The sequence below is a fragment of the Microvirga sp. 17 mud 1-3 genome, from assembly GCF_003151255.1.
Classification (GTDB): domain Bacteria; phylum Pseudomonadota; class Alphaproteobacteria; order Rhizobiales; family Beijerinckiaceae; genus Microvirga.
Genome location: NZ_CP029481.1, coordinates 2,808,767 through 2,833,227 on the forward strand (window position 1 = coordinate 2,808,767; position 24,461 = coordinate 2,833,227).

General features: G+C 66.7%; 22 protein-coding genes and 1 pseudogene. 10 read left to right on the top strand and 13 right to left on the bottom strand.

Features of this window, described 5'->3' with window-relative positions; genetic code table 11:
• Window positions 1-4: 4 nt before the first annotated feature.
• The 3 genes from C4E04_RS13415 to C4E04_RS13425 all read right to left on the bottom strand — a co-directional run bounded on the left by C4E04_RS13415 (window position 5) and on the right by C4E04_RS13425 (window position 3,472).
• Complete coding sequence (locus C4E04_RS13415) at window positions 5-991, bottom strand: YcjF family protein (protein ID WP_109598017.1); 987 nt, start codon at window positions 989-991, stop codon at window positions 5-7.
• Window positions 988-2,436, bottom strand: a complete 1,449-nt coding sequence (locus tag C4E04_RS13420; RefSeq protein WP_109598018.1) for a YcjX family protein — start codon at window positions 2,434-2,436, stop codon at window positions 988-990. The genes C4E04_RS13415 and C4E04_RS13420 overlap by 4 nt, the downstream gene beginning before the upstream one ends.
• Before the next feature lie 151 nt (window positions 2,437-2,587).
• A complete protein-coding gene (locus tag C4E04_RS13425) occupies window positions 2,588-3,472 on the bottom strand; it encodes a branched-chain amino acid aminotransferase (RefSeq protein ID WP_109598019.1) in 885 nt (294 codons plus the stop codon).
• Between the two features lie 158 nt (window positions 3,473-3,630).
• Here C4E04_RS13425 and C4E04_RS13430 point away from each other — a divergent pair, with 158 nt between their 5' ends.
• Window positions 3,631-4,314 (top strand): haloacid dehalogenase type II, encoded by a 684-nt coding sequence (locus C4E04_RS13430; RefSeq protein WP_109601113.1) that lies wholly within the window; start codon window positions 3,631-3,633, stop codon window positions 4,312-4,314.
• 85 nt (window positions 4,315-4,399) lie between these two features.
• Here C4E04_RS13430 and C4E04_RS13435 read toward each other — a convergent pair whose 3' ends face one another.
• The 3 genes from C4E04_RS13435 to C4E04_RS13445 form a co-directional block, all read right to left on the bottom strand.
• The gene (locus C4E04_RS13435; RefSeq protein ID WP_109598021.1) at window positions 4,400-5,092 is read right to left on the bottom strand and encodes a glutathione S-transferase family protein; all 693 of its coding nucleotides are present in this window, start codon (window positions 5,090-5,092) and stop codon (window positions 4,400-4,402) included.
• Window positions 5,093-5,097: 5 nt separating this feature from the next.
• Window positions 5,098-6,483 carry a M20/M25/M40 family metallo-hydrolase gene (locus tag C4E04_RS13440; RefSeq protein WP_109598022.1) on the bottom strand — a complete coding sequence of 462 codons (1,386 nt, stop codon included), beginning with the start codon at window positions 6,481-6,483 and terminating at the stop codon, window positions 5,098-5,100.
• Between the two features lie 78 nt (window positions 6,484-6,561).
• Window positions 6,562-8,103, bottom strand: a complete 1,542-nt coding sequence (locus tag C4E04_RS13445; protein WP_109598023.1) for a helicase HerA-like domain-containing protein — start codon at window positions 8,101-8,103, stop codon at window positions 6,562-6,564.
• 123 nt (window positions 8,104-8,226) lie between these two features.
• Here C4E04_RS13445 and C4E04_RS13450 point away from each other — a divergent pair, with 123 nt between their 5' ends.
• Together C4E04_RS13450 and C4E04_RS13455 are read left to right on the top strand one after the other, a co-directional pair.
• Window positions 8,227-8,607 (top strand): hypothetical protein, encoded by a 381-nt coding sequence (locus C4E04_RS13450; RefSeq protein WP_109598024.1) that lies wholly within the window; start codon window positions 8,227-8,229, stop codon window positions 8,605-8,607.
• A 154-nt stretch (window positions 8,608-8,761) separates the two neighbouring features.
• The gene (locus C4E04_RS13455; RefSeq protein ID WP_109598025.1) at window positions 8,762-9,388 is read left to right on the top strand and encodes a LysE family translocator; all 627 of its coding nucleotides are present in this window, start codon (window positions 8,762-8,764) and stop codon (window positions 9,386-9,388) included.
• A gap of 21 nt (window positions 9,389-9,409) precedes the next feature.
• On the opposite strand, the gene scpA is transcribed toward C4E04_RS13455, so the two are convergent.
• Window positions 9,410-11,578 (bottom strand): methylmalonyl-CoA mutase, encoded by a 2,169-nt coding sequence (gene scpA, locus C4E04_RS13460; RefSeq protein ID WP_109598026.1) that lies wholly within the window; start codon window positions 11,576-11,578, stop codon window positions 9,410-9,412.
• Between the two features lie 232 nt (window positions 11,579-11,810).
• Here scpA and C4E04_RS13465 point away from each other — a divergent pair, with 232 nt between their 5' ends.
• Complete coding sequence (locus C4E04_RS13465) at window positions 11,811-12,704, top strand: DUF817 domain-containing protein (protein ID WP_109598028.1); 894 nt, start codon at window positions 11,811-11,813, stop codon at window positions 12,702-12,704.
• A gap of 39 nt (window positions 12,705-12,743) precedes the next feature.
• Window positions 12,744-13,085, top strand: coding sequence for a hypothetical protein (locus tag C4E04_RS20900; RefSeq protein WP_162559394.1), 342 nt, complete (start codon window positions 12,744-12,746; stop codon window positions 13,083-13,085).
• Window positions 13,086-13,138: 53 nt separating this feature from the next.
• Here the strand turns inward: C4E04_RS20900 and C4E04_RS13475 are convergent, their stop codons facing one another.
• From C4E04_RS13475 to C4E04_RS13485, 3 genes are all read right to left on the bottom strand, one after another.
• A complete protein-coding gene (locus C4E04_RS13475) occupies window positions 13,139-13,534 on the bottom strand; it encodes a hypothetical protein (protein WP_109598029.1) in 396 nt (131 codons plus the stop codon).
• A gap of 40 nt (window positions 13,535-13,574) precedes the next feature.
• Window positions 13,575-15,452 carry a methylmalonyl-CoA mutase family protein gene (locus C4E04_RS13480; RefSeq protein WP_109601115.1) on the bottom strand — a complete coding sequence of 626 codons (1,878 nt, stop codon included), beginning with the start codon at window positions 15,450-15,452 and terminating at the stop codon, window positions 13,575-13,577.
• 83 nt (window positions 15,453-15,535) lie between these two features.
• Entirely contained in the window at window positions 15,536-16,447 is a 912-nt protein-coding gene (locus C4E04_RS13485; RefSeq protein WP_109598030.1) for a LysR family transcriptional regulator, read from the bottom strand.
• Between the two features lie 133 nt (window positions 16,448-16,580).
• Here C4E04_RS13485 and gstA point away from each other — a divergent pair, with 133 nt between their 5' ends.
• Window positions 16,581-17,201 carry a glutathione transferase GstA gene (gene gstA / locus C4E04_RS13490; RefSeq protein WP_109598031.1) on the top strand — a complete coding sequence of 207 codons (621 nt, stop codon included), beginning with the start codon at window positions 16,581-16,583 and terminating at the stop codon, window positions 17,199-17,201.
• Window positions 17,202-17,261: 60 nt separating this feature from the next.
• Here gstA and C4E04_RS13495 read toward each other — a convergent pair whose 3' ends face one another.
• Window positions 17,262-18,242 carry an alpha/beta hydrolase gene (locus tag C4E04_RS13495; protein WP_109598032.1) on the bottom strand — a complete coding sequence of 327 codons (981 nt, stop codon included), beginning with the start codon at window positions 18,240-18,242 and terminating at the stop codon, window positions 17,262-17,264.
• Window positions 18,243-18,505: 263 nt separating this feature from the next.
• Between C4E04_RS13495 and C4E04_RS13500 the strand changes: the two genes are divergently transcribed.
• Window positions 18,506-19,177 carry a DUF3750 domain-containing protein gene (locus C4E04_RS13500; RefSeq protein WP_371681996.1) on the top strand — a complete coding sequence of 224 codons (672 nt, stop codon included), beginning with the start codon at window positions 18,506-18,508 and terminating at the stop codon, window positions 19,175-19,177.
• 55 nt (window positions 19,178-19,232) lie between these two features.
• A pseudogene (meaB, locus tag C4E04_RS13505) lies at window positions 19,233-20,218 on the top strand (methylmalonyl Co-A mutase-associated GTPase MeaB).
• Window positions 20,219-20,520: 302 nt separating this feature from the next.
• Here meaB and C4E04_RS13510 read toward each other — a convergent pair.
• A complete protein-coding gene (locus C4E04_RS13510) occupies window positions 20,521-21,528 on the bottom strand; it encodes an asparaginase (RefSeq protein ID WP_109598035.1) in 1,008 nt (335 codons plus the stop codon).
• 189 nt (window positions 21,529-21,717) lie between these two features.
• Between C4E04_RS13510 and C4E04_RS13515 the strand changes: the two genes are divergently transcribed.
• Both C4E04_RS13515 and C4E04_RS13520 read left to right on the top strand, forming a co-directional pair.
• Complete coding sequence (locus tag C4E04_RS13515) at window positions 21,718-23,025, top strand: UDP-glucose/GDP-mannose dehydrogenase family protein (protein ID WP_109598036.1); 1,308 nt, start codon at window positions 21,718-21,720, stop codon at window positions 23,023-23,025.
• An 87-nt stretch (window positions 23,026-23,112) separates the two neighbouring features.
• Window positions 23,113-23,349, top strand: coding sequence for an Lrp/AsnC ligand binding domain-containing protein (locus C4E04_RS13520; RefSeq protein WP_109598037.1), 237 nt, complete (start codon window positions 23,113-23,115; stop codon window positions 23,347-23,349).
• A gap of 15 nt (window positions 23,350-23,364) precedes the next feature.
• Here C4E04_RS13520 and C4E04_RS13525 read toward each other — a convergent pair whose 3' ends face one another.
• A complete protein-coding gene (locus tag C4E04_RS13525) occupies window positions 23,365-24,447 on the bottom strand; it encodes a transglycosylase SLT domain-containing protein (protein WP_109598038.1) in 1,083 nt (360 codons plus the stop codon).
• Window positions 24,448-24,461 lie beyond the last annotated feature (14 nt).

A 24,461-nucleotide genomic window follows, 5' to 3' on the forward strand; every position in this document is an offset into this window, starting at 1 on the left:
CGGCTCAGGTCGCCGCCGCCTCCGTGCGGCTGACGAGCTCGCCGGCCACGTCGCCGATCTTCGGGGCCTCCTCGCGGATGAAGGGCAGCGGCCGGCAGACCGACAGGGCCGCGAGGCCGAACCGGGCCGTCATGAGGCCGTTCAGCACCCCCTCGCCCAGCTTGGCCGAGATCCGGGCCGCGAGGCCGAGCCCGAGGACCTGCTGGAGGACGCTGTCGCCCACCGCCATGCCGCCCGTGACGGCAAGGTGATTGAAGGCCGCCTTGGCGAGGCGCAGGAAGCCGAAGAGGCCCGGCCGGCCGCCATAGATCCGCGCGAGAGTCCGCAGGAGCCGCACGGCCGCGAAGATCACGAAAGCCACGTCCACGATGGCCCGGGGGCTCACGGCCGTGACCAGGGAAACCTGCTTGGCCGCCCCCGCGATGGCGCGCTTCGCCTGGGCATCGAGAGGCGCAAGAAGCTCCCGCTCGGCCATGGCGAGGCGATCGTCCGCGTCGATGATCTCGTCCATCACGTTCATGAGCCGGGCGCTGCCCTGGACGGCGCCGGCCCGGGAGCCGTAGAGGTTCAGGAGTTCCGACACTACGGTCTTGGCGGCCTTGTGGTCCTTCACGGCGAGCGCATCGATGGCCGCTTCCCGCAAGCGCTCGATCTTCTGCTCCCGCCAGATCCCCCTCACCTCCCGTCCGATGAGAGCCAGGAAGGCGAGCGTCGCCAGGATGGCGAGGACGAGCGCAACCCAGCCGAGCCAGGGCGCGACTGCGTAGAGATCGACGATCAGCTTCTCGACCCCCAAGCCGAGCGCCAGCACGAGCAGGCCTGACAGGGCCGAGAGCAGGATGCCGAGCCAGGGCGCCCGGCGCTTCTCGGCCATGGGCACCAGGGTCCCGTCGGCGGCCTCGATGGCATCGAAGGGCTCGTCCGTCACCGTGATGGAACCGTTGGCGAGGTTCGGATCGTCCAGGCGGAAGGCGCGCGGGGGGCGGCTCATGCGAAGCGGTCTCCGAGCAGGAATTCAAGGGCGCGGTCGAGGCGGATATGGGGCATCCTGGCCATCCGGCCGGCGGCATCGACAGGCAGCTTGGGAGGCCTGAAGCGAGGGAAGCGTAAGGAGCCCGGCGGCACCGCCCCCTGGAAGACTTGCTCGGCCGTCTCGGGCAGCTCACCGGGGAAGATCGCGGCCTCCGTCTCGCCGTCGAAGATCTCGTCGCCGACCCGCTCCCCGGCCTCCGGCACCCCGGCGACAGCCCGCAGGGTCTCGCGGCCCTCGCGGATCGTGGTCTCGCGGGTGGCGCGGACGGAGGCCAGCGCGACCGTGCCGACCCGCGCGCCCGCCGCCTCCGTGCGCCGGGCTGCGCGGTTGACGAGCAGGCGAAGGATCGCGTCGAGCCGGTCGTGATCGGTATGGTGGATATGGTCCGCCTTCGTGGCCGCGAAGAGCACACGGTCGGCCCGGGGCGAGAACAGGCGCGACAGGAAGGTGTTGCGGCCGATCCGGAAGGCCATCAGGACCTGATCGAGAGCCTCCTCCAGCTCGGCCAGTGCGACCGGCCCGGCATCGATGGCCGCAAGCACGTCGACGAGGACGATCTGGCGGTCGATCCGCTGGAAATGGTCACGGAAGAAGGGCTTCACGACGTGAGTCTTGTAGGCCTCGAAACGGCGCTCCATGAGGGCCGCAAAGCTCCCCGGCGCGGGGCTTTGCGCGGGCGGAAGGTCGAGCGGCGCAAAGGTGAGCGCGGGCGAGCCCGCGAGATCCCCCGGCATGAGGAAGCGCCCGGGCGGCGTGGTCGCAACGGCCTCCTCGCTGGAGCGCAGGGCCGAGAGATAGGCCTTGAAGGCCTTGCTCGCCTTGGCGGCCAAAAGCTCGTCGGGCGGGCCGGCAGGGTCGAGCTCCGCCAGGACCCCGTGCCAGGGCGCTGCGAGAGCACGCCTGTCGCGCCGGCGGCTCGCCTCGACGGTCTGGCGGGACCATTCCGCATAATCGGCTTCGAGCAGCGCCAGGTCGAGCAGCCACTCGCCCGGGTAATCCACGATGTCGAGGGCGAGCGAAGCCGGGCCCGTGCGCCAGCCGGACTTGCGCTCATATTCGATATCGACGCGCAATTCGCTGATGCGGCTCGTCGATTGGGGCCAGCGCCGGTCGGCGGTCAGGGCCGCCATGTGCTCCTCGAAGGGAAAGCGCGGGATCGCGTCGTCGGGCTGGTGGGCCAGATGTGCCCGCCTGATCCGCCCCTCGGCGGAGGCTCGGAAGGCCGGCAGGTTGGTGCCGCGGGTCAGGTGATGGACGAGCGCCGTCGTGAAGACGGTCTTGCCGGAGCGGGCGAGCCCCGTGACGCCCAGGCGAAGCGAGGGCTGGACGATCTGGCCCGAGGCCTCCCAAAGCGACTGCGCCGCCGAACCGGCCCGGGAGGCGATATTGGTAAGCACTGACACGAGGGCCCCGACCTTTGCTGTGGACGCCTATCAGATGGGCCCGATCGCGCCGAATGCAAAGCAAGGAGGGTATTTTTTCCGGGACCGGACGGGAGGTTGCCGCCGGCCCCGGAAGAGATCGTGCCTGCCGGAGCAGGCACGCAGGAAACGATCAGGCGGCCCGGCTGACGCCCTTGTCGTGGGCGAACGCCCAATAGAGCTCGCGGGCCTTGCGGTAGAAGGCGCCAGGCTGGAGGTCGCGGCTGTCGATGCGCAGGACCGGCATGACCTTGGAATAGTTGCCCGAGATGAAGATCTCGTCCGCGTTGGCGAAATCCTCGTAGCGAAGCGTGCCTTCCACAACCTCGACGCCGTCGTCGCGCAGGAGGCGGATCACCCGCTGGCGGGTAATGCCGTTCAGGAAGGAGCCGTTCGGGGCGGGCGTGTAGACCACGCCATCCTTGGCCATGAACACGTTGGACGTGCCGGTCTCGGCCACGTTGCCGAGGGCGTCGCACACGAGCGCGTTGTCGAAGCCCTTCTCACGCGCCTCGCGAATCACGCGGGCATTGTTGGGATAGAGGCAGCCGGCCTTGGAATCGGTCGGCATGGATTCGAGGGTCGGGCGGCGGAAGCTCGACTTCATCACCGACAGGCCGCCCGGCACGGGCATGGGCGCCTCGAACACCGAGAGGCAGAACTGGGTCGATTCCGGGTCCGCCGCGATGGTGGCCATACCCTCCGCCTCGCCCCAGTACATGGGCTTCACATAGAGCGCGGTGCCGGGCGAGAACTTCTTGGCGCCCTCGTGCACGAGTTCCTGGATGACCTTGGGGTCCATGGTGGGCTTGAGGCCGATGGTCGTGGCGGAGCGGTTCACGCGCTCGCAATGCCGGTCGAGATCGGGCGAGACGCCCTCGAACACGCGGGCGCCGTCGAACACCGACGAGCCGAGCCAGGAAACATGGGACCGGGGTCCGATCAGGGGCGGGTTGCCCTCATGCCAAGCGCCGTTGAACCAGTTCCATGTCTGCGAATACCAGGCCACTGTCGTCATCCTTCAAGGTCAGGGTTGCTGCCCCATCGAATCCCCTCCCCGCCCCAGCGTCAATGTCCGGGCCGGCCTTCCGCACATAAAGACTTGTGATGGATCACATGAACGAGCCTGATCCCTGCGCCCGTTGCCAGATCGACCCCAGGGTGCCAGGCTTCGCCATGGCTTCCTCCGCTTCCCTCCTGTCGGGCGTCAGTGCGGTCGTCTTCGACGCCTACGGCACCCTGTTCGACGTGCATTCGGCAGTCGCGCGCCATGCAGCCGCCATCGGCCCTGAGGCGGCCCGGTTCTCGGAAGTGTGGCGCGGAAAGCAACTCGAATATTCCTGGGTCCTGTCGCTCGCCGGACGCTACGAGCCGTTCTGGATTCTCACCGAACGGGCGCTCGATTATGCGTTCGCGCGTTTTCCCGATGTGGATCGGCGTCTGCGGCCCGCCCTGCTGGAAGCCTACCGCACCCTCGACGCCTATGGCAATGCCGGACCCACCCTCGCGGCGCTGCGACAGCGGGGCCTGCGCACCGGCATTCTCTCCAACGGCGATCCGGCCATGCTGGAGGCCGCCGTCGCGTCGGCCGGGCTTGCCGAAAACCTCGATGCGGTGCTCTCCGTCGATGCCGCGCAGGTCTTCAAGACCCATCCGCGCGCTTACGACATCGCGCTCACGGCCCTGTCGGTCGCGGCCGACGAGGTGGCGTTCGTTTCGTCCAACCGCTGGGACATCGCCGGCGCAACCGCCTTCGGCTTCCGCACGATCTGGATCAACCGCGCCGGCCTGCCGGACGAATACGAAACGCTCGCGCCGCGCGCGGTCGTGTCGTCCTTAGAAGATCTGCTTCGCGTTTAGAGAGGTTCGACAGACCGGGCGCGGTTCGCTGCTAAAAGAACGTGGCTACCAACGAAAAGACGCTTTCGCACAAGCGGAAGCGGCTTCAGGCGGCCGGTTTCGCGCGCAGATCCTGCAGCAGCATTCCGGCTTCCGCAGCCTCGCGCTCGTGATCGGGCTCGCGCCAGGTTTCGGCGAGACCGGCCTTGTACCAACTTTGCATTGCGGGCAGAGCCAGGAGGCGTGCCACATAGGTCATCGCCTGCCCTTCGAGTTGCAGTCCGTAGGTCTGAACCCGGAACGCCACCGGTGCGAAGAAAGCATCGACGGCCGTAAAATTTGCACCCGCCAGAAACGCCCCGCCGAAGCGGGACAGCCCCTCGTTCCACAGTTCGCCGATGCGGGCGATGTCCTGCTTCAAGGCATCAGACATCGCATTCGGCCGCACCCGGATGCCGCAGCTCATGGGACATGCGCTCCGCAGGGCCGTGAAACCTGAATGCATCTCCGCTGTCGCGCAGCGCGCCCAGGCGCGCGCCTGAGCGTCCTCAGGCCAAATCCGCCGGTGCCGCTCGGCGAGATATTCGGTGATGGCGAGCGAATCCCACACCACCGTCTCGCCGTCCCTCAGGCAGGGCACTTTCCCGGTCGGGGAGAAGCTCCGGAACGTATCGTAGCTCCCGCCTTCGGGGAACGGCACAACCCGTTCCTCGAAGGGAATGTCGCATTCACGCATCAGCACCCAGGGCCGCAACGACCAGGACGAGTAGTTCTTATTGCCGATGAAAAGCTCGTACATGCGCCTCACTTCTGCGCCAGGGCCGCCAGAATCCGCGCCCAGGAGCGCGTGCCCTTGTGGAAGCTCTTGAGGTCGTATTTCTCGTTCGGCGAGTGGATGCGGTCATCGTCGAGGCCGAAGCCGACGAAGAGCGTGTCGAGGCCGAGCGTGCGCTTGAAATCGCCGCCGACCGGGATCGAGCCGCCCATGCCGATGACGACGGGCTCTGCGCCCCATTCGTCATGAAGAGCGCCCTTGGCGGCCGTGAGGGCCGGAAAGTCATGCGGCAGCGCGAGGGCGCGGGAGCCCTTGTGGTGGATGAACTCCACGGAGCAATCGGCCGGGATGCGCTCGCGCACGAAAGCCTCGAAATTGGCCGAGATCTTCGCCGGATCCTGATCGCCCACGAGGCGGAAGGAGACCTTGGCCCGTGCCTCGGCGGCAATCACGGTCTTGGTGCCCTCGCCCGTATAGCCGCCGATGATGCCGTTCACGTCGCAGGTGGGGCGCGACTGGATCTGCTCGAGGAGAAGACGGCCCTTCTCGCCGGCCGAGTGCTTGAGGCCCACCTGGCCGAGGAACTCCTCCTCGGTGAGGTTGAGCTTCTTCCACTGATCGAGCACCTGGGTCGGCGTCTCGTGCACGCCCTCGTAGAAATCCTTGATGGTGATGCGGCCGTTCTCGTCGTGGATCGCCGCGATAATCTTGGACAGGATATGGATGGGGTTCCGTGCCGCGCCGCCGAAAGAGCCGGAATGAAGGTCCCGGTCCGCGCAGCGCACGATCACTTCCTCATAGACCATGCCGCGCAGGGAGGACGTGATGGCCGGCGTGTTCTGGTCCCACATACCGGTGTCGCAGACGAGCGCCACGTCGGCCTTCAGCTCGTCCTTGTTGGCCTCGATGAACTCGGGGAGAAACTTCGAGCCGTCCTCCTCGGCGCCCTCAACCAGGAACGTGATGTCGATGGGCAGCGAGCCGGTCACGGCCTTCCAGGCGCGGCAGGCTTCCACGAAGGTCAGCACCTGCCCCTTGTCGTCCGAGGAGCCGCGGGCACTGATCGCCTTGCGGCCGTCGGGCAGCGTGATCATGCGCGGCTCGAAGGGCGGCCGCTCCCAGAGATCGAGCGGATCGACCGGCTGCACGTCGTAATGGCCGTAGAACAGTACGTGCGGCTTCTTGGATCCCTTGGCATGGCCGACCACCGCCGGATGGCCGCCGGTCTCGCGCAAGGAGGTCTCGACGCCGAGGCCCTTCAGCTCCTCCACCAGCCACTGCCCGGCCTTGCGGCAATTCTCCTTGTACGCCGGATCCGTCGAGATGGACGGGATCGTCAGCCACTGGAACAGGCGCTCCAGGGACGAATCGAGGTCGGAATCGATCTTGGCGAGGACTTGGTCGAGCTGGGACATGGCTTTCCGCTGCGTTGAACGAATCGAGAGCCGCGACAAGGTGCGCTGAACGGAACGGAGCGGCAAGGGGGAGCCGCACTACCGCCGCAGCAACCCGCCCAGGGTTCCGCGTACGATGGCGCGGCCGATGGAGCTGCCCTGGCGGCCGCCGATGGACTTGCCGATCTCGGCCGCGATGCTGCCGACCGTCTGGTTGACGACCGTCCGGGTCACCTCGCGGGTGACGCGCTGACCCACTGTCAGCGTGCCTTTGCGCTGGCCCGTGGTGCCGAACAGGCTGCCCAGCATATCGAGGATGCCGCCCCCGCCCTGCTGCGCCGCCTGGGCGTCCGCGGCGGCCTTCTCGGCCCGCTTCGCCAGCATTTCGTAGGCGGATTCTGAATCGATGGACTGCTCGTATTTGCCCCGCAGGACGCTCGACGCAATGATCTGCTGGCGCTCTGACGGGTCCATCGGTCCCACCTGCGCCATGGGCGGGGCGATCAAGGTGCGCTCCACCATGGAAGGCGCTCCCTTGCCCTCGAGAGTTGAGACCAGGGCTTCGCCGACGCCGAGTTCCGTGATCGCCTTCTCGGTATCGAAGGCCGGGTTCTGCCGGAAGGTCTGCGCCGCCACCCGCACGGCCTTCTGCTCCCGGGGCGTATAGGCGCGAAGCGCGTGCTGCACCCGGTTACCGAGCTGAGCCAGGACTGTCTCGGGCACATCGGCCGGGTTCTGGGTCACGAAATAGACGCCGACGCCCTTCGAGCGGATGAGGCGCACGACCCGCTCCACGGTCTCGAGCAGGGGCTTCGGCGCATCGCTGAACAGAAGATGCGCCTCGTCGAAGAAGAACACGAGCTTGGGCTGGTCGAGATCGCCCACCTCCGGCAGTTCCTCGAACAGCTCGGACATGAGCCATAAAAGGAAGGTGGCGTAGAGGCGCGGATTGGCCATGAGCTTGTCGGCCGCCAGGATATTGACGATGCCGCGCCCGTCCCGGTCCGTCCGCATCAGGTCCTTGATGTCGAGGGCCGGCTCGCCCAGGAATTCGTCGCCCTTCTGGTTCTCCAGCACCAGAAGCTGGCGCTGGATGGTGCCGATGGTGGCTTTCGAAACGTTGCCGTAGGTGGTGGTCAGCTCCTGGGCGTTGTCGGCGATGAGCTGGAGCAGCGCGCGCAGGTCCTTGAGATCAAGGAGGAGGAGGCCCTGCTCGTCGGCGATGCGGAACGCGATGTTGAGCACCCCCTCCTGCGTATCGTTGAGATCGAGGAGGCGCGAGAGGAGAAGCGGGCCCATCTCGGACACGGTCGCGCGCACCCGGTGGCCCTGCTCGCCGAACAGGTCCCAGAACACCACCGGAAACCGGTCGGCCTTGTAGTCGATACCGATGTCCTTCGCGCGCTTCACGAAGGCGTCCTTGGCGCTGCCTTCGGCGCCGATGCCCGAAAGGTCGCCCTTGATGTCGGAGGCGAAGACCGGAACCCCGGCCTGGGAGAACCCTTCGGCCAGAACCTGCAGCGACACGGTCTTTCCGGTGCCCGTCGCGCCGGTGATCAGGCCGTGGCGGTTGGCGAGAGCCAGATCGAGATATTCCGGCTTCGTGCTCCGTCCGATGAAGATCTTGCCGTCCTGCAGCATCGTGGTCCTCCAAATGCCTCCCCAGTCTAGAAAATCCCTCCCCGGCTTTCCACTGGAGACCGCCTTGATTTCGGAACCGTCCAGCGCGAATTATCCGGACCATATTTCCCTAAGGAGATTCTCATGGAAGAGCTCATCGCCCGCATCACCGAAAAAACGGGCCTGGAGGCCTCCGTCGCCAGGAAGGCGATCGGGCTCATCCTGGCCTTCCTCCAGAAGGAGGGCCCCGCGAACGAGGTCAACCAGCTCATCGCGGCCCTTCCGGGCGCCGAGGAGGCCATCGCCCAGGCCGGCAGCGGCGGGGGCGGCGGCCTCATGGGCATGGTGGGCGCCATGGGGGGCGGCGTGATGGCGCTCGGCGGCCAGCTGATGGGCGCCGGCGTCTCCATGGGCCAGATGCAGCCCCTGGGCCGGGAGCTCTTCGCCTATGGCCGCGAGAAGGCCGGCGAGGACGTGATGGGCCCCATCGTGGGCGCAGTCCCGGGCCTGTCGCAGTTCGTCTGAGCCTTTACGGCCCCGCTCCGGCCTCGGCATTACGCAACGTGCCGAGGTCGCAAGAGCCTTTTCGCAAGAGCCTTGTCGCAAGGCGACGAGGCCCCTCCCTCGACACGGCCTTGCGCCTGTGGCTCTATCCCCTGGTCGACTATAGGGGACCGACATGAGCTTCGAAACCTGGCTTGCCTTTGCGGCCGCATCCACCGTCCTGCTCGTCATCCCGGGACCGACGATCCTGCTCGTGGTCTCCTATGCGCTCGGCCAAGGCTGGCGTACCGCGCTGCCCATGGCCATCGGCGTCGCGCTCGGCGATTTCACGGCCATGACCTTCTCGCTCCTCGGCCTAGGCGCGCTCCTGGCGGCTTCGGCGACGCTGTTCACGCTCTTGAAATGGGCAGGCGCGGCCTATCTCGTCTGGCTCGGCATCAAGCTCTGGCGGGCCGGAGGTGCGATGGACGCCAAGCCGCGAGCCGACGCGGCCTCCTCGTTGAAGATGCTGAGCCATGCCTGGCTCGTGACGGCTCTCAACCCGAAAGGCATCACGTTCTTCGTGGCCTTCCTGCCCCAGTTCATCGACCCCAAGGCTGATCTCTTCCCGCAGGTCGGCATCTTCGCCGCAACCTTCCTGGTGCTCGCCTTCGCCAATGCGTTCACGTATGCGCTGATCGCCTCCCGGGCGCGCAACGCGGTGCGCAATCCGCGCACCATGGGCATCGTCAACAAGATCGGCGGCAGCCTGCTGATCGGCGCCGGCATCGCGACCGTGGGACTGAGGGCGGGCCAGTCCTGAGAAGGCGAGAAGTCGACGGACCTACTCCGCAGCCACTTTCGAACCGTAGCCGAGCCTGCGGTTCAACTCCGCGATAAGGTCGACGGCCGCTGAGGCGATCACGGTTCCGGGCGGGAAGATGGCCGAGGCGCCGGCCTTGAGGAGGGTGTCGAAATCCTGCGGCGGGATCACGCCGCCGACCACGATCATGATGTCGTCGCGCCCGTATTTCGCCAGTTCGGCCTTCAGTTCCGGCACCAGGGTCAGGTGGCCGGCCGCCAGCGACGAGACGCCCACGATGTGCACGTCGTTCTCCACCGCCTGCCGCGCCGCTTCCGCGGGCGTGGCGAAGAGCGGGCCGATATCCACGTCGAAGCCGAGATCCGCGAAGGCGGACGCGATGACCTTCTGGCCGCGGTCGTGCCCGTCCTGGCCCATCTTGGCCACGAGGATGCGCGGGCGGCGGCCGTCATTCTCCTCGAACTCCTCCACGAGCCGGCGGACCTTCTCGACCATGGGCGATTCCATTCCGACCTCCCGCTTGTAGACGCCGGAGATCGCCTTGATCTCGGCCCGGTGACGGCCCCAGACCCGCTCCAGGGCGTCGGAAATCTCGCCCACCGTCGCCTTGGCGCGCGCGGCCTGAACGGCGAGGTCGAGCAGGTTGCCCTCGCCTGCTGAAGCCCCCTTGGAAAGGGCGTCGAGGGCAGCATCGACATCCGCCTGACGGCGCTCGCCCTTCAGACGCCTGAGCTTCTCGATCTGGCTCGCGCGCACGGCAGCGTTGTCCACTTTCAGGATCTCGATGGAGGCCTCGTCCGTCGGGCGGAAGGCGTTGACGCCGACGATGATCTGGTGGCCGGAATCGATGCGCGCCTGGGTCCGCGCGGCCGCTTCCTCGATCTTGAGCTTGGGGATGCCCGCCTCGATGGCCTTCGCCATGCCGCCGAGGGCCTCCACCTCCTGGATGTGGCTCCAGGCCTTCTCGGCGAGTTCCTGCGTCAGGCGTTCGACGTAATAGGAGCCGCCCCACGGATCGATGATCCGCGTCGTGCCGCTCTCCTGCTGCAGGAAGAGCTGCGTGTTGCGGGCGATCCGCGCCGAGAAGTCGGTGGGAAGCGCCAGCGCCTCGTCGAGGGCGTTGGTGTGGAGCGACTGGGTGTGCCCCTGCGTCGCCGCCATGGCCTCGATGCAGGTGCGTGCCACGTTGTTGAACACATCCTGCGCGGTCAGCGACCAGCCGGAGGTCTGCGAATGCGTTCGAAGCGCCAGGGATTTCTCGCTCTGCGGATCGAACTGCCGCACAAGCTTCGCCCAGAGCAGGCGGGCGGCGCGCATCTTGGCCACTTCCATAAAGAAGTTCATGCCGATGGCCCAGAAGAAGGACAGGCGCGGCGCGAATTGGTCAATGGTCAGGCCAGCAGCCAAGCCGGCGCGGATATATTCGACCCCGTCGGCGAGCGTATAGGCAAGCTCGAGGTCCTGCGTCGCGCCCGCCTCCTGCATGTGGTAGCCGGAGATCGAGATGGAGTTGAACTTCGGCATGTGCGCCGACGTATAGGCAAAGATGTCCGAGATGATGCGCATCGACCCTTTCGGCGGGTAGATATAGGTGTTGCGCACCATGAACTCTTTGAGAATGTCGTTCTGGATCGTGCCCGAGAGCTTCTCGGCCGGAACCCCCTGCTCCTCGGCGGCCACGATGTAGAGCGCGAGCACGGGCAGCACCGCGCCGTTCATGGTCATCGACACGCTCATCCGGTCGAGCGGGATGCCGGCAAACAGCGTGCGCATGTCGTAGATCGAGTCGATGGCGACACCCGCCATGCCCACGTCGCCCGCCACCCGTGGGTGGTCGGAATCGTAGCCCCGGTGGGTCGCGAGGTCGAACGCGACCGAGAGCCCCTTCTGGCCGGCCGCGAGGTTGCGCCGGTAGAAGGCGTTGGAATCCTCGGCCGTGGAGAAGCCCGCATATTGGCGCACGGTCCAGGGCTGGTTCACGTACATGGTCGGATAGGGACCGCGAAGATATGGCGCGATGCCCGGATAGGTATCGAGGAAATCGATCCCCGCCCGGTCCGCCTCCCCATAGGCCGTCTTGACGGTAATCCCCTCCGGCGTGAGCCAGGGCTCCGCCTTCGGATTGTCGGGACGGGCCGGCATGGGCGGATCGGCCCAGGAAACGCTCGAAAAGTCCGGGATGCGGGTCATGGTGCCATGCAGCTCTGATCGGCGCGAAGCGCAAACATCTCGGCCGATTTTAGTCGTCCGACCGAGGCAGGGCCACCCTTAAAAGGTCTCATGGCGGCTTGGCGAACAGGTGGGGATTTCGGCAAAGACCTGGACAAAGATCTGGGTATTAAACGACGGATGTCCCGGTGATCTCTCGTTCGGCTCAAGAATGTGATATGAAACATTGTTCTATTGCAATCCAAGCCTTCCAATGCTCCGCCGCCTTCCGCCCATCAAGCCTGATAGCGCCGCCCGTCTCTGGCCGCCCTTGGAACGCTTCATCGAAATGGAGGAGCGCCTTGGACGGGCCGCCGAGCGCCGCGGGTGGGTTTCGGCTGGACTCTACGAATTCCTGCGCTTCGGTCTCAAGGAGGCATGGGCTTGCCTGTTCGGTGGCGCGATGTGTGCGCTCCTGCTTGCAACCCACTTCTTCTACCCCAGCGACGTTCCGCTGGCCCGATACGATTTCCTCTTCCTTGCCGCCCTGACGATCCAGATCTTTCTCATCGCTTGTCGGCTCGAGACGTTGGACGAGGCCAAAACCATCTTCATCTTTCATCTTGTCGGGACGCTTATGGAGCTGTTCAAGACGAAGGTCGGGTCCTGGATTTATCCCGAGCCAAATTTCTTTCGTCTGGGAGGTGTACCGCTCGTCACCGGCTTCATGTACGCGTCGATAGGATCTTATGGCGCGAGAGCTTGGCGCCTGCTGGATTTTCGCTTCGAGAAGCATCCGCCTTTTGCCGCCACGGTAGCGCTATCAGTTGCGATTTACGTGAACTTCTTCACGCACCATTACATGGCCGATCTGCGCTATGGTCTTTTTCTTGCGGCCGCCCTGCTGTTCGGGCGCACCACCCTCTATTTCAAGGTCTGGCGCGTGTATCGGCGCATGCCGCTTCTGCTCGGCTTCCTGCTCGTGACCTTGTTCATCTGGTTCGCGGAAAACATCGGGACTTTCACGGGCATGTGGCTCTACCCGTCGCAACTCAAGGGCTGGTCGATGGTGCCGGTGGGCAAGATTGGATCGTGGTTCCTTCTCACGATCATTTCCTACGTGCTCGTCTCGGCGGTCAATCGCCCGAAGCCGCTGGGGGAAGCCTAACTCTGCCTCTCCGCGTTCCACGTGCCTGCGCAGGCGCGGTTGCCCGAGGCAGTCCAGGTTCCGGTGCCGCGGCTTCCGGCCAAGCGGCCCCTGACGGCCGCGCGTGATGCTGCCCGAGACCTCACCGTTGCGGCGCACCTGGCCGGTGACGGCGAAATTCTCCGGGCCGCCGTAGCGGACGCGGCCTTTCTCGATCACGACGACGTAACGATAGGCACGGTCGCAGGCGCCCTGCTCGGTCACGACTTCGACGCTCCACGTACCGTCGAAGGTGCGGGTCTGGGCCTGCGCTGGCGCAACAAGGGTAGGCGTCGTTACCAATACGCCCATACCCAACAGCTAGGAGTTCGCTCGAACCATGGCATCCTCCCAGGCAGATAAAGAAGCTGCCGCGTCAACGGAGGGGTTTCCCGCGAGTTCCGCCCGCAAAAGCCTCAGCTTGCAATGGTGCTCGAGCGCTTCTGGGCGGTCCAGCGGCCTGTGCAGCCGAGCATGTTCAGCTTCCATGTTCCGGCACCGGACCCGCCGGCCAGCCGGCCGACCGCATCAACCTTGGCGATGCTCCGATAGATATTGAGGTCGACTGATCCGTTGGGCCGAACCTCACCCTTCACGGTGGTGGGTGAGTCGCCGGGGGCCAGGAGGTAGCGTACGGCGCCGTCCTCGATGGCGATGGAATAGTTGTAGCTGCGTTCGCAGAGCCCTGAATCCGTCACCATCTGCACGCTCCACGTGCCGTTATGGACGGAAGAACCGGACGCGGCCATGACGGCACCGGCCGGGAGGGCTGCAAGGCATAGAGCGGCGGCAAGACGATGGGCGGCGATCATGAGCGCTCCTCTCGATGGAGGGGATACGCACCGCCGGGCTTCAGGCTCCAGCGTGGTCGAGGGCCCGGCTCAGGAGCCCCAGAACGTCGCATCCCACATAGATGAAATCGGTGACCCCGGCCTCCCGCAGGCTTTGCTCCATCTCTCCGGGGCGACCGGCCAGGTAGATGGGACCCTTGACTGAATCCCGCAAGGTCTTGGCGACGTCGACGGCCTTCTCTTTGTAGATTTCATCCGAAGAGCAGATGCAAACAAGCTGGGCTTTACTGGCGGACAACGCTCCGACAAGCTGATCCAGATTTGCAAATCCATCGTTGGAGATGGCTTCTATTCCTCCGGCTTCGAAGAAATTCTTGGCGAAAGTCGCGCGGGCCGTGAAGGTTGCCAGCGGGCCGAGATTGGCCAGGAAGATCCGGGGCCTCGCGCCCGTGCGGACCAGGGCAGCATCCGACCGGTCCCGCAGGCGCTCGAAAGGTTCGGCATCGCGAAGGCTGGGAAGCGGCGAGATATGGACCGCCTCGGCGGGCGTCGCATTCCCCTGCCCGGCCGGCTTTCCATCCCACAGGGGCGAGCGGAGAAGAACCTCGACCGTCGCCTCGCCCAGATTGGGGAATTCGCTCGTGCCGGTGATCGGCTCGCGACGGGTCGCGACTGCACGGGCCCGCCCGGCCTGCGTCTCGGCGATCTGGGCCTGCAGTGTCCCGCGCATGAGGCTCTCGACGATGCCGCCGTCGCGCTCGATGTCCTGGAAGGCCGACCAGGCCTTTTCGCAGAGCGCCTCCGTCAGGGCCTCGAAGCCGCCCGCCCCGGCGGCGGGATCGGCCACGCGCCAGAGGTTCGATTCATGAAGCAGGATGAGCTGCGTGTTGCGGGCAACCCGCCGGGCAAAGGCGTCGGGCAGGCCCAAAGCCGCCGTGAAGGGCAGGATTGTAACCGCATCCGCCCCGCCGATCCCGGCCGAGAAGGCCGCGATGGTCCCGCGCAGCATGTTGACCCAGGGGTCGCGTCGGGTCGTCATGCGCCAGGCCGTCTCCGCATGAAGGCGGATCGGCTTCGGCGCGAGGTCCGACATCTGCTCCACGCGGGCCCAGAGCCGGCGCAGGGCGCGGAACTTGGCCACCGTCAGGAACTCGTCCGCATCGGCGACCAGAAGAAACGAGAGAGCATCCCGCGCCGCCTCGAGGGAATGGCCGTATTGCTCCAGGGCGCGCAGATAGGCGACGCCCGTGGCGAGCACGGCGGCCAGCTCCTGAGCCTCTCCGGCGCCCGCCTCGTGATAGGGTCGCCCGTCGGCCAAAGCCGTCCGCCCGGCGAAGCCGCGTTCCGTGAGGTCGGCCAGGGTCTCGCCGAGCCGACCGGCCACGACGGGCCAGGGCGCCGAGAGGATGCCGAGCGCCGCCATGGCGCCGATGGGGTCGAGGCCCAGATCGGCGGAGATCTGCGACAGGGCATGGCCGCGCCGCTCCGCCAAGGTGGCGAAATGGCCCGCCACGATCCGCCCGCGCCCGCCGGCATCGAGACGGATATGGATGAGGTCGAGCATCACGCCGGACAAGGCCCGGTCCAGCTCGTCCACGCTCTCGGCCGCAAGGCCGAAGCCGCGGGCCGAGGGAGCCTTGCGCGTGACGAGGGCGAGGGAATCCGCCCCGCCCTCCAGATCAGCCAGCGCGAGGGCATTGGCAGCCGCGAGATCCGGATGGTCCATCCGTTGGGTGATCCGCCAGGGCGCCGCCTCGGTCCGGACGATGGGAGATGTCTCTTCGGCCTTGGGATAGAGCGGCTGGATGCCGAGACCTTCATAGGTCCGGGAGACGAGCTTCTTCTCGAAATCCGCTCCCTTCAGCACGCCCTCGACCAGCCTGAGCCACTGCTCGCGGGAGGGCGTGGGGAATTCGGCCGCGAGGGTGAGGTCGTCCATGGCAAGCATCCCGTGCGAAAGCTGTCACAGGCCTTGTAGCCGGTTCGCTCCGGGAACCAAAGACCGCGTGCCTCCGCTTTTCGTCAGGAGGCGGGCGAGAGGCCCGTCAGGAGTGGACGCTCGGCCACGAGCCCCTCTCCCACCACGTCAAAGAAAGCGCGCACGCGGGCGGTGCGGCGCAGGTCCGCATGGGTGACGATCCATAATTCCCGGGTGAGTTCCGGGATCGGCTCCTGCACGAGACGGACCAGATCCGGCTCCCGGTCGCCGAGATAGCAGGGCAAAACGGCGACGCCGATTCCGGCCTTCACGGCCACGAGCTGGTTGACGATGCTGTTGGTCCGATAGGCGAAGGCCTGTGCGGACACGTGCTCGGCCAGCCAGTCGGCCGCATTGATGCCGGTGGTGCCCTCCTCCCATCCGACGACCGGAAAAGCCGCGAGCCCAGTAGGGCCGTCGACCGGCTCCGCCTGGGCCAGGAGAGCCCGTGAGCCGTAGGCGGTCCAGGCAATGTCCGAGATCTTGCGACCGTGAAGATCGCCTTCCCGTGGGCGATTGACGCGCAAAGCCACATCCGCCTCGCGCCGAGACAGGCTGAGGATCCGGTTGTCGATGACGAGCTCCACCAGGATTCCGGGGTGAAGCGCGCGAAAGCGGGCGATCTGCGCCGTCAGAACCCGGAACGCGAGGGTCTCCGAGGACGTGACGCGCAGGCGGCCGCTGAGGCTGCGGTCGCGGCCGACGATCTCCCGGTCGAGGGCCGTCGTCTCGGTCTCAATCCGCTCCGCCGCCGCGGCCATCCGCTCGCCCGCCTGGGTCGGCGCATAGACCCCGCCCGGAAGACGCTCGAACAGGCGCACCCCGAGCGTGCCCTCGAGGGCTCCCAGCCGCCGGAAGGCTGTGGAATGGTTGACCCCGAGATCCTTCGCGGCGCCGGTCAGGCTGCCACTGCGGGAGATCGCGAGGACAAGGCGCAGGTCATTCCAGTCATCCATGGCGGCAGCGTAGCGTCGCGCTTGCGATGACGCAAGTGACACTGTCAAACACACAGACGGATATGCACCAGAGCAAGTCATATTCTTTTTCCGGTTGCTGCTGCGGCGGCATTCTCGAAAAAGGATCCCCACCATGAAGCTCTATTATGCGCCCGGCGCCTGCTCCCTTGCCGTGCATATCGTGGCCCGCGAGACCGACATCCCGCTCGACCTCGCGAAGGTCGATCTCGCCAGACACCGGACCGATACCGGCGCGGACCTCGCCACCGTCAATCCGAAGAATGTCGTACCGGCTCTCGCGCTGGATAACGGCGAGGCGCTGACGGAGGCGGCCGTCATCCTGCAATGGCTGGCCGAGCGGGCCGGGCGAAGCGACCTCCTGCCGGCCGTCGGCACCCTGGAGCGCTATCGTGTCCTGGAATGGCTGAACTTCGTCGCCACCGAGCTGCACAAGGGCTTCAGCCCCTGGCTCTGGCATTCGGACACGGCGGAGGCGACCAAGAAGGCGGTTCACACGAAGCTCGCGCTCCGGTTCGGCTTCATGGAGGAGCGGCTCGGGACGAGCCCCTACCTTGCGGGCGACGATTTCACGGTGGCGGACGCCTATGCGTTCACGATCCTGAACTGGTCGCACATGCTCAATGTCGATCTCGGGCCGTTCCCGCGCCTTCGCGCCTATCTCGACCGGATCGCTTCCCGCCCGGCCGTGCGCGAGGCCATGCAGGCCGAGGGGCTGCTGAAGCAGGCGGCCTGACGCGAAACTCCGTCGTTCCGGGCGGGCATCCCTCCGGAACGACGCCATCCTCTTCGGGCGCTACATCCGCTCGCGCTCGATGGCGCGCTTGACCACCTGCTCCACCTCTTTGTTCGAGAGGAACAGGTCGTGGTTGATGATGCCGCCGCCGAACTCGGACGCGTCGGCGACGCGGACGCCCAGGGCCTCCAGCCGCTCGCGGTCGGCCGCGCCGGCTCGGATGATGCCGCCGGCGAGGCGGCTCGAGACGGCGAGCGCCCGGTCGTTGGTGGAACTGATGACTGTTATCTTCTTGGCGTCCGGGCCCAGGCGCTCGATGCTGCGGGCGAAGAGATCGATGTCGATGTCGGGAGCCGCCAGCACGATGGCGCCGATCCGCTCCATGGCGCTCGGGCCCCCATCGGTGCGCAGCATGCGCAGGGCCTCCAGGGTCAGCAGGGTTCCCATGCTGTGCGCCACGATATGGACGCGCCCGCCGCTCGGCGTCTTCGCGATGGCGGCAAGCAGATCCTCCAGCGGATCGCGCGACCACATGGCGGCCTCCCGGTCGGCCACGTAGCTCAGGGTCGAGCCTGCGGACGGCCAGGTGAAGAGCCCCGTCACGCCGGAGAACTTGATGCCCTCCGAGAGCTGGATGGTCGAGGTCGCGGCGGTCTCGAAGCTTTCGCGATAGCCGTGGATGTAGAGCAGAAGGTCGCGCCCCAGGGCCGCCTGCGCGAAGGAGGATGCGGCGTTCGTCCGGGTGACGCCGTCGACGGACGCGATGTTCCACCCGCCTCGGCCGATGAGCGAGCGGCTCGGGGGCGTCAGGCGTGCCTCGGCAAAGATGAGATCTGCGGAGCGTTCGCTGCTGAACCAGGGTTTCTGGATCGGATCGCCGACAGGCAGACGCGTGGTCGCAATCAGAAGACGCGGATCGCTCACGAGCCCGGGCCTGGGCGCCGCGGGCGCGCTCGTCAAAGCGGTTTCGCCGCCGAGACAACCCGAAAGGACAAAACCGACAAGACCGATGGCAGAGAGGCGGGCAAGGCGTGGGAACATGGAATCGACGCGATCGACGGAGGAAGGGAATCCGGCACGGCTGTTTTGCCGGGGATGATGGCGAGGGCAAGGCGGCGCCGGATCGGACGTGCGGGACTTCCGCCCTATGGTAAACCAATGGTGACCGGGAATGGGCGCGGCCTGCCTTGAAGGCCGGCACTTGGACGCCTATCCTCGCAACAATGATACGGCTCCTCCGCGCATTCCTCGTCTTCCTCGGCCTCTTCCTGTTACCTCTCGGTGCCCATGCGATCTGGTGGGCGATGCGCGACGACGTAGCCCCGACTTGGCGTGATGCGGACTGGTCGAGCGCGAAGCTCCTGCCGCAGCCGGCCGCCGCGCCCCAGGCCATCGTGGCGGTCTATGCAGCACGGGTCGGGCGCTGGCGCGGCATCTTCGCCCACCACACCTGGATCGTCGTGAAGGAGGAAGGCGCCGACAGGTACACGCGCTTCGACAAGGTCGGCTGGGGCAGCCCGGTGCGCACCAACGGATGGGTGGCGGACGGGCGCTGGTTCGGTAATCCGCCGCAACCCATCGTGCTCATCAAGGGCGAGGCCGCCACACGGCTGATTCCGCAGATCCGGCAGGCAATCACGACCTATCCTTACGGCAGAGCGGGCGACTACAATGCCTGGCCGGGGCCGAACTCCAACACCTTCGTGGCGCATGTGATGCGCTCCGTGCCGGAACTGGGAGCCGCCCTGCCGCCGACCGCCCTGGGCAAGGACTGGCAGCCCTTCCGCGACATCGTCGGCCTGACGCCGAGCCGCACGGGATTCCAGGTCTCGCTGGGTGGCTATGCGGGTTTCTCGCTCGGCTGGGTGGAGGGGATCGAGGTCGATCTGCTCGGCCTCGTCGCCGGCCTCGACCTGCGCCGCCCTGCAATCAAGCTCCCCGGCTGGGGACGGATCGGCATGGATCCGGTCCTCTGACGAAAAGCGCCGAAACCGAATCCCCCTTTGCCTGAAAACGCGCTAAGCCTCCTCCATGACCGGGGGCATGCCACAGAAGAATCTCGTCACGGCCGAAGCAGTCGCCCGCGGCGACCGGGCGGCGCTCGCGCGCGCCATCACGCTGATGGAATCCCGCCGCCCCGACCACCGGGCGGCCGCACGTGACCTGCTCCAGGCGCTGATGCCGCGCACCGGCCGGGCCGTGCGGGTCGGCATCACGGGCGTGCCGGGGGTGGGCAAATCCACGGCCATCGATTCCCTCGGCAGCCTGCTCACGGGGCGCGGCCACAAGGTAGCGGTGCTCGCGGTCGATCCCAGCTCCACCCGCACGGGCGGCGCCATTCTGGGCGACAAGACCCGCATGGCGCGGCTCGCCGTCGATCCCAACGCCTTCATCCGGCCCTCCCCGTCGTCCGGAACCCTCGGGGCGTCGCGGCCAAGACCCGGGAGACGATGCTGCTCTGCGAGGCGGCGGGCTTCGACGTGATCCTCGTCGAGACGGTGGGCGTCGGCCAGTCGGAGACCGCGGTGGCGGACCTCACCGACTTCTTCCTCGTGCTCATGCTGCCTGGCGCCGGGGACGAGCTGCAAGGGATCAAGAAGGGCATCCTCGAACTCGCGGACATGATCGCCGTCAACAAGGCGGACGATGCGGAGGCGCGCGCAAAAGCCGCCGCCGCCGAGTACCGGGCCGCCCTGCGCATTCTGACTCCCGCCTCCGCCAGCTGGGTCCCGCCTGTCCTGACGATTTCCGGCCTGACCGGACAGGGCCTGGACGTTCTCTGGGACAAGGTGCTCGACCACCGCAACCGCCTGGAGGCGACCGGGGAACTCGCGACGCGGCGGCGGGCGCAGGACACCAAATGGATGTGGGCCCTCGTCCACGAGCGGCTGCACGACCGGCTGACCCACGACCCCGCCTTGCGCCGGCGCGTCCCCGAGATCGAACGGCAGATCGCAGCGGGCCACCTCTCGCCGACCGCCGGCGCGGAGGAAATCGTGGGGCTTCTGGGGATCTGATCGAAGCAGAGACTCGCTACGCCACCGATGACCTCTCCCTGAGGGAGAGGTCGGACCTGCGTTCCGGGTGAGGGGTTACGCCTTCTCCCGAGATGGCTCTCCCCTCTCCCCATGAGAGAGGGGGGGAGCAGCGGAGAGGTCGCGCGACAGAGACGGAGCACGACCTGTTTCCCTCCCCCTTGTGGGGAGGGATTAAGGGTGGGGGTGTAAGCGCTAAGTTCTGAGATTTCTGCGCCGACACCCCCACCTCCACCTCCTCCCCACAAGGGGGAGGAGAGCAGATCGGCGCTTTCCCGCTACCTTCAGGCTATGAGGTCCCGCGTCACACGGATGCGGCCGACCTCGATGCCGTTCCAGTTCTTCAGAACCGGCTGGGCCAGGGCCTCGACCGTGGCGCGCTCGGTGTCGTCGAGCTTCAGGAAGCGAAGGACGAGCGACGCCATCATGGCTTCGGCGGCACGGCCGGCCCCGTCATCCACCTTGAGGGAGATGCCGTAGCCGAGTTCCGGGAAGGCCGCGCAATAGACGCCCTCTGCGCCGGCTTTGACGAAGGCGCGCTCGCCCATGACCTCCATGAGCCGGGTGTCGAACCGCCCCGTGCCGGCGACCATGAAGGGGTGCCGCGCGACGGCCTTGCGGATCCGCTCGGCGGCCGACTTGCAGCCCGGCGCGATGCCGACGCCCGCTCCGAATTTGGCGAAGCCGAACGCGAGGGCCGGCAAGGGAATCGCGTAGGTCGGGATGGAGCAGCCGTCGATGCCGCTCACGTCCTCCGTATGGGAGGCGCCGGTCAGGTCTTCGAGGGCGCTGCGCACGGCCTGCTGGACCGGGTGCTGCGCCTTTACGTAGCCCTTCGGATCGTCCCCCATCCCGCAGGCCAGGCAGATGAACCCGGCATGCTTGCCCGAGCAGTTGTTGTGCAGTTGCGTCGGCTGTCCGCCCTGGGCGGCGAGCGCCCTTGCCGCAGCCTCGCCCAGGGGCCAGTGCACCCCGCATTCCAGGCACGGCTCGCCCTGTCCGGCCTTGGCCAGCATGGAGGCGGCCGCCGCCACATGCGCGGGCTCGCCCGAATGGGACGCGCAGGCGAGCGCGATTTCCTCGTCGGTCAGGCCGTATTTGTCGGCAATCCCGCTTTCCACGAGCGGCAGGGCCTGGAGGGCCTTCACGGCTGAGCGCGGGAAGACGGGCCGCTCCACATCGCCGAGCGTCAGGACGGTGCTGCCCTCCGCATCGACGACAGCCACGCTGCCCCGATGCCATGATTCGACCAACTGCCCCCGCGTAACCTCGACGAGAATAGGATTGTCCATGAATGGCCCCGATTTGAACCGCGGTGTTTTGTCCGTGACCTGTCCGGATGTCAAAGGGATCCTTGTTTCAAAACGCCTTCATGGCGCCCAAACCGGGGGTCGGAGGGTTCGGCCGAAGCCTTTTCGGGGCGCTTGCGGCCAAGCCTCCGCGCCCTTAAACCGGGCCGCTGAACAAAATGGGATCTCCCGATGCGCATTGCGATGATAGGGTCAGGGTATGTCGGGCTGGTATCGGGGGCGTGCTTTGCCGATTTCGGCCATGATGTGTGCTGCGTCGACAAGGACCCGGCCAAGATCGAGGCTCTGAACCGCGGCGACATCCCGATCTTCGAGCCCGGCCTCGCCGACCTCGTGGCTACCAATGTCCGCGCCGGGCGCCTGACCTTCACGACCGCCCTGCCCGAGGCCGTGGCCTCCGCCGAGGCCGTGTTCATCGCAGTCGGCACCCCTTCCCGCCGCGGGGACGGCCATGCCGACCTCTCGTATGTCCACCAGGCTGCCCGCGAGATTGCCGCCGCGATCTCCGGCTATACGGTGGTGGTGACCAAGTCCACCGTCCCGGTCGGCACCGGCGACGAGGTCGAGCGCATCATCCGTGAGACACGGTCCGAGGCCGATTTCGCCGTCGTCTCCAATCCGGAATTCCTGCGCGAAGGCGCGGCCATCGCGGACTTCAAGCGCCCGGACCGGATCGTCATCGGCACCGAGGATGCCCGCGCCGCTCAGGTCATGACCGATGTCTACCGGCCGCTCTACCTCAACCAGGCACCGCTGATCGTCACCTCGCGCCGCACGGCCGAGCTGACCAAGTACGCGGCCAATGCGTTCCTGGCGACCAAGATCACCTTCATCAACGAAATCGCCAACCTGTGCGAGCAGGTCGGCGCCAATGTGCAGGACGTGGCCCGCGGGATCGGGCTCGACAACCGCATCGGCACCAAGTTCCTGCATGCCGGCCCGGGCTATGGCGGCTCGTGCTTCCCCAAGGATACGTTGGCGCTGATCAAGACGGCGCAGGATTACGACGCGCCGGTGCGCATCGTCGAGACGGTGGCGGCGGTCAACGATCAGCGCAAGCGCGCGATGGGGCGGAAAGTCATTGCGGCCTGCGGCGGCTCCGTGCGGGGCGAGACGGTGGCGGTGCTGGGGCTGACCTTCAAGCCGAACACCGACGACATGCGCGAGGCGCCCTCGATCGACGTGATCCGCACGTTGCAGGATGCGGGCGCGCGGGTGCGGGCCTACGACCCGGAGGGGATGATTGCGGCCCAGGCCGTGCTCTCGGACGTCGAATATGCGCGCGATCCCTATGACTGCGCCCGGGGCGCGGCCGCTTTGGTGATCGTGACCGAGTGGGACATGTTCCGGGCTTTGGACCTGCCGCGGCTGAAGGCGGCGCTGGCCAAGCCCGTGGTGGTGGACCTGCGTAACATTTACCGCCCCGAGGACATGCTCAAAAACGGCTTCCAGTATACCTCCGTCGGGCGGCCATCCTAAACCGGCCGACGCCGCAGGTTCACGCGGGCGCCGTCCCGTGCCATAGAACGATCAGGTTCAAGACCCCTCACCCATCCGGAGCACCCGATGCAGACCTTCTTCGTCGAGATCAAATGCAAACTCGGGAAGACCTACGAGGTCGCGAGCCAGCTCGCCGACCGGGAGATCGCGTCGGAGATCTACTCCACGGCCGGCAATTACGACATTCTTGCCAAGTTCCACGTGGACGACGACGTGGATATCGGCCACTTCATCGCCAAGAACGTGCAATCCGTCGAGGGCATCGCCGACACCCATACGATCATCACGTTCAAGGCGTTCTGATCCGGGCTCTCCGGCTCAAGGAACCAGCGCGTTCGCCTCGATGGTCCGCTCCACGATATGCGGCTGCGGGCGCGTGAACTCGGCGATGTACGGGCGCAGATCCTCGTAGCGGTCCATGCGCCGGACGATCTTGGAATCGATCCGGTTGTAGAGCTCGGCGACGCTCACGGCGCGGCGCTTGCGCCCCTTCCCGTCCATAAACAGACCGGCATTGGCCTTGGCGGCCCGGGGGAAGAGCTTCGCGGCCCTGGTATTCGGGTCCTTGTCGAGCATCTCCAGGAAGCGCACGGCGCTGCCTGCGCCCAGGAAGTGGGCGAGATAGAGCTCGGCCTCCGCCAGCTCGCGCTCTCCCTGCTGGCGCAGGGCATATTCCACGTCCTTGATCAGCTCCCCGGCCATGAGGGCCGAAAAGTAAGGATCGCAGCGCAGGCTCAGGATCCAGGCCTTGTCCTTGTCATCGACGACCGGCTCCCCATCGACCATCCGGATCGCCTTGGCGGCGGCCGCGAAGCCGTAATCGGCCGCATGGGAATAGACGGTTTCGAGCCAGGTCCGGTCGATGAACTGGAAGAGGCCCTGGGCCGAGGAGGTCGGCGCCTTGGCGTCCGGCGAGAGGCTCGATTCCACATCCGCCAGGGTCATCATGTAGACCGGGTCGACGCCCGTCACATGGGCGGCCTTCAGGATGGAATGGACGAGCCAGCGCGGCACGTTGCGGCCGCTGAACGGGATCATCTCGTCCGGATTGCCCGGAGGCTCCGCCATCGTCTCGATCCGCAGGGGCGGCTCCGAGACCGTGGCGCTCGGGAAGGCCTCCTCGACAATCGAGCGGAAGAGGCCCGGTGCGCTCGCCAATTGAGGCGAGAAGGTGACCGTTTCGGGCAGGATCGCTTCGGAAGGGACAGAGGGCCGCGCCATCACGGCGCTCGGCAAAGTCGCGACGGCGGCCGGGCCGGCGGTCGGGACCTGAAGGCCGGCGCAGAGGCCCAGCGCCAGGAGAGCATGAACAGGGCGACGACCCCATCGCCCCTTGGTCTTGGACGCATCTTGCGAAGGATGCGGAGCAGCGCCTTGCGGCGTCCTCACATCGGTCGACATCTACTTTTCCCGCT

Coding starts and splice junctions, on each gene's coding strand:
- C4E04_RS13415 (WP_109598017.1), bottom strand. CDS start 991: ATGAGCCGCCCCCCGCGCGCCTTCCGCCTGGACGATCCGAACCTCGCC.
- C4E04_RS13425 (WP_109598019.1), bottom strand. CDS start 3,472: ATGACGACAGTGGCCTGGTATTCGCAGACATGGAACTGGTTCAACGGC.
- C4E04_RS13430 (WP_109601113.1), top strand. CDS start 3,631: ATGGCTTCCTCCGCTTCCCTCCTGTCGGGCGTCAGTGCGGTCGTCTTC.
- C4E04_RS13435 (WP_109598021.1), bottom strand. CDS start 5,092: ATGTACGAGCTTTTCATCGGCAATAAGAACTACTCGTCCTGGTCGTTG.
- C4E04_RS13440 (WP_109598022.1), bottom strand. CDS start 6,483: ATGTCCCAGCTCGACCAAGTCCTCGCCAAGATCGATTCCGACCTCGAT.
- C4E04_RS13445 (WP_109598023.1), bottom strand. CDS start 8,103: ATGCTGCAGGACGGCAAGATCTTCATCGGACGGAGCACGAAGCCGGAA.
- C4E04_RS13450 (WP_109598024.1), top strand. CDS start 8,227: ATGGAAGAGCTCATCGCCCGCATCACCGAAAAAACGGGCCTGGAGGCC.
- C4E04_RS13455 (WP_109598025.1), top strand. CDS start 8,762: ATGAGCTTCGAAACCTGGCTTGCCTTTGCGGCCGCATCCACCGTCCTG.
- scpA (WP_109598026.1), bottom strand. CDS start 11,578: ATGACCCGCATCCCGGACTTTTCGAGCGTTTCCTGGGCCGATCCGCCC.
- C4E04_RS13465 (WP_109598028.1), top strand. CDS start 11,811: ATGCTCCGCCGCCTTCCGCCCATCAAGCCTGATAGCGCCGCCCGTCTC.
- C4E04_RS13475 (WP_109598029.1), bottom strand. CDS start 13,534: ATGATCGCCGCCCATCGTCTTGCCGCCGCTCTATGCCTTGCAGCCCTC.
- C4E04_RS13480 (WP_109601115.1), bottom strand. CDS start 15,452: ATGGACGACCTCACCCTCGCGGCCGAATTCCCCACGCCCTCCCGCGAG.
- C4E04_RS13485 (WP_109598030.1), bottom strand. CDS start 16,447: ATGGATGACTGGAATGACCTGCGCCTTGTCCTCGCGATCTCCCGCAGT.
- gstA (WP_109598031.1), top strand. CDS start 16,581: ATGAAGCTCTATTATGCGCCCGGCGCCTGCTCCCTTGCCGTGCATATC.
- C4E04_RS13495 (WP_109598032.1), bottom strand. CDS start 18,242: ATGTTCCCACGCCTTGCCCGCCTCTCTGCCATCGGTCTTGTCGGTTTT.
- C4E04_RS13500 (WP_371681996.1), top strand. CDS start 18,506: ATGCGCGACGACGTAGCCCCGACTTGGCGTGATGCGGACTGGTCGAGC.
- C4E04_RS13510 (WP_109598035.1), bottom strand. CDS start 21,528: ATGGACAATCCTATTCTCGTCGAGGTTACGCGGGGGCAGTTGGTCGAA.
- C4E04_RS13515 (WP_109598036.1), top strand. CDS start 21,718: ATGCGCATTGCGATGATAGGGTCAGGGTATGTCGGGCTGGTATCGGGG.
- C4E04_RS13520 (WP_109598037.1), top strand. CDS start 23,113: ATGCAGACCTTCTTCGTCGAGATCAAATGCAAACTCGGGAAGACCTAC.
- C4E04_RS13525 (WP_109598038.1), bottom strand. CDS start 24,447: ATGTCGACCGATGTGAGGACGCCGCAAGGCGCTGCTCCGCATCCTTCG.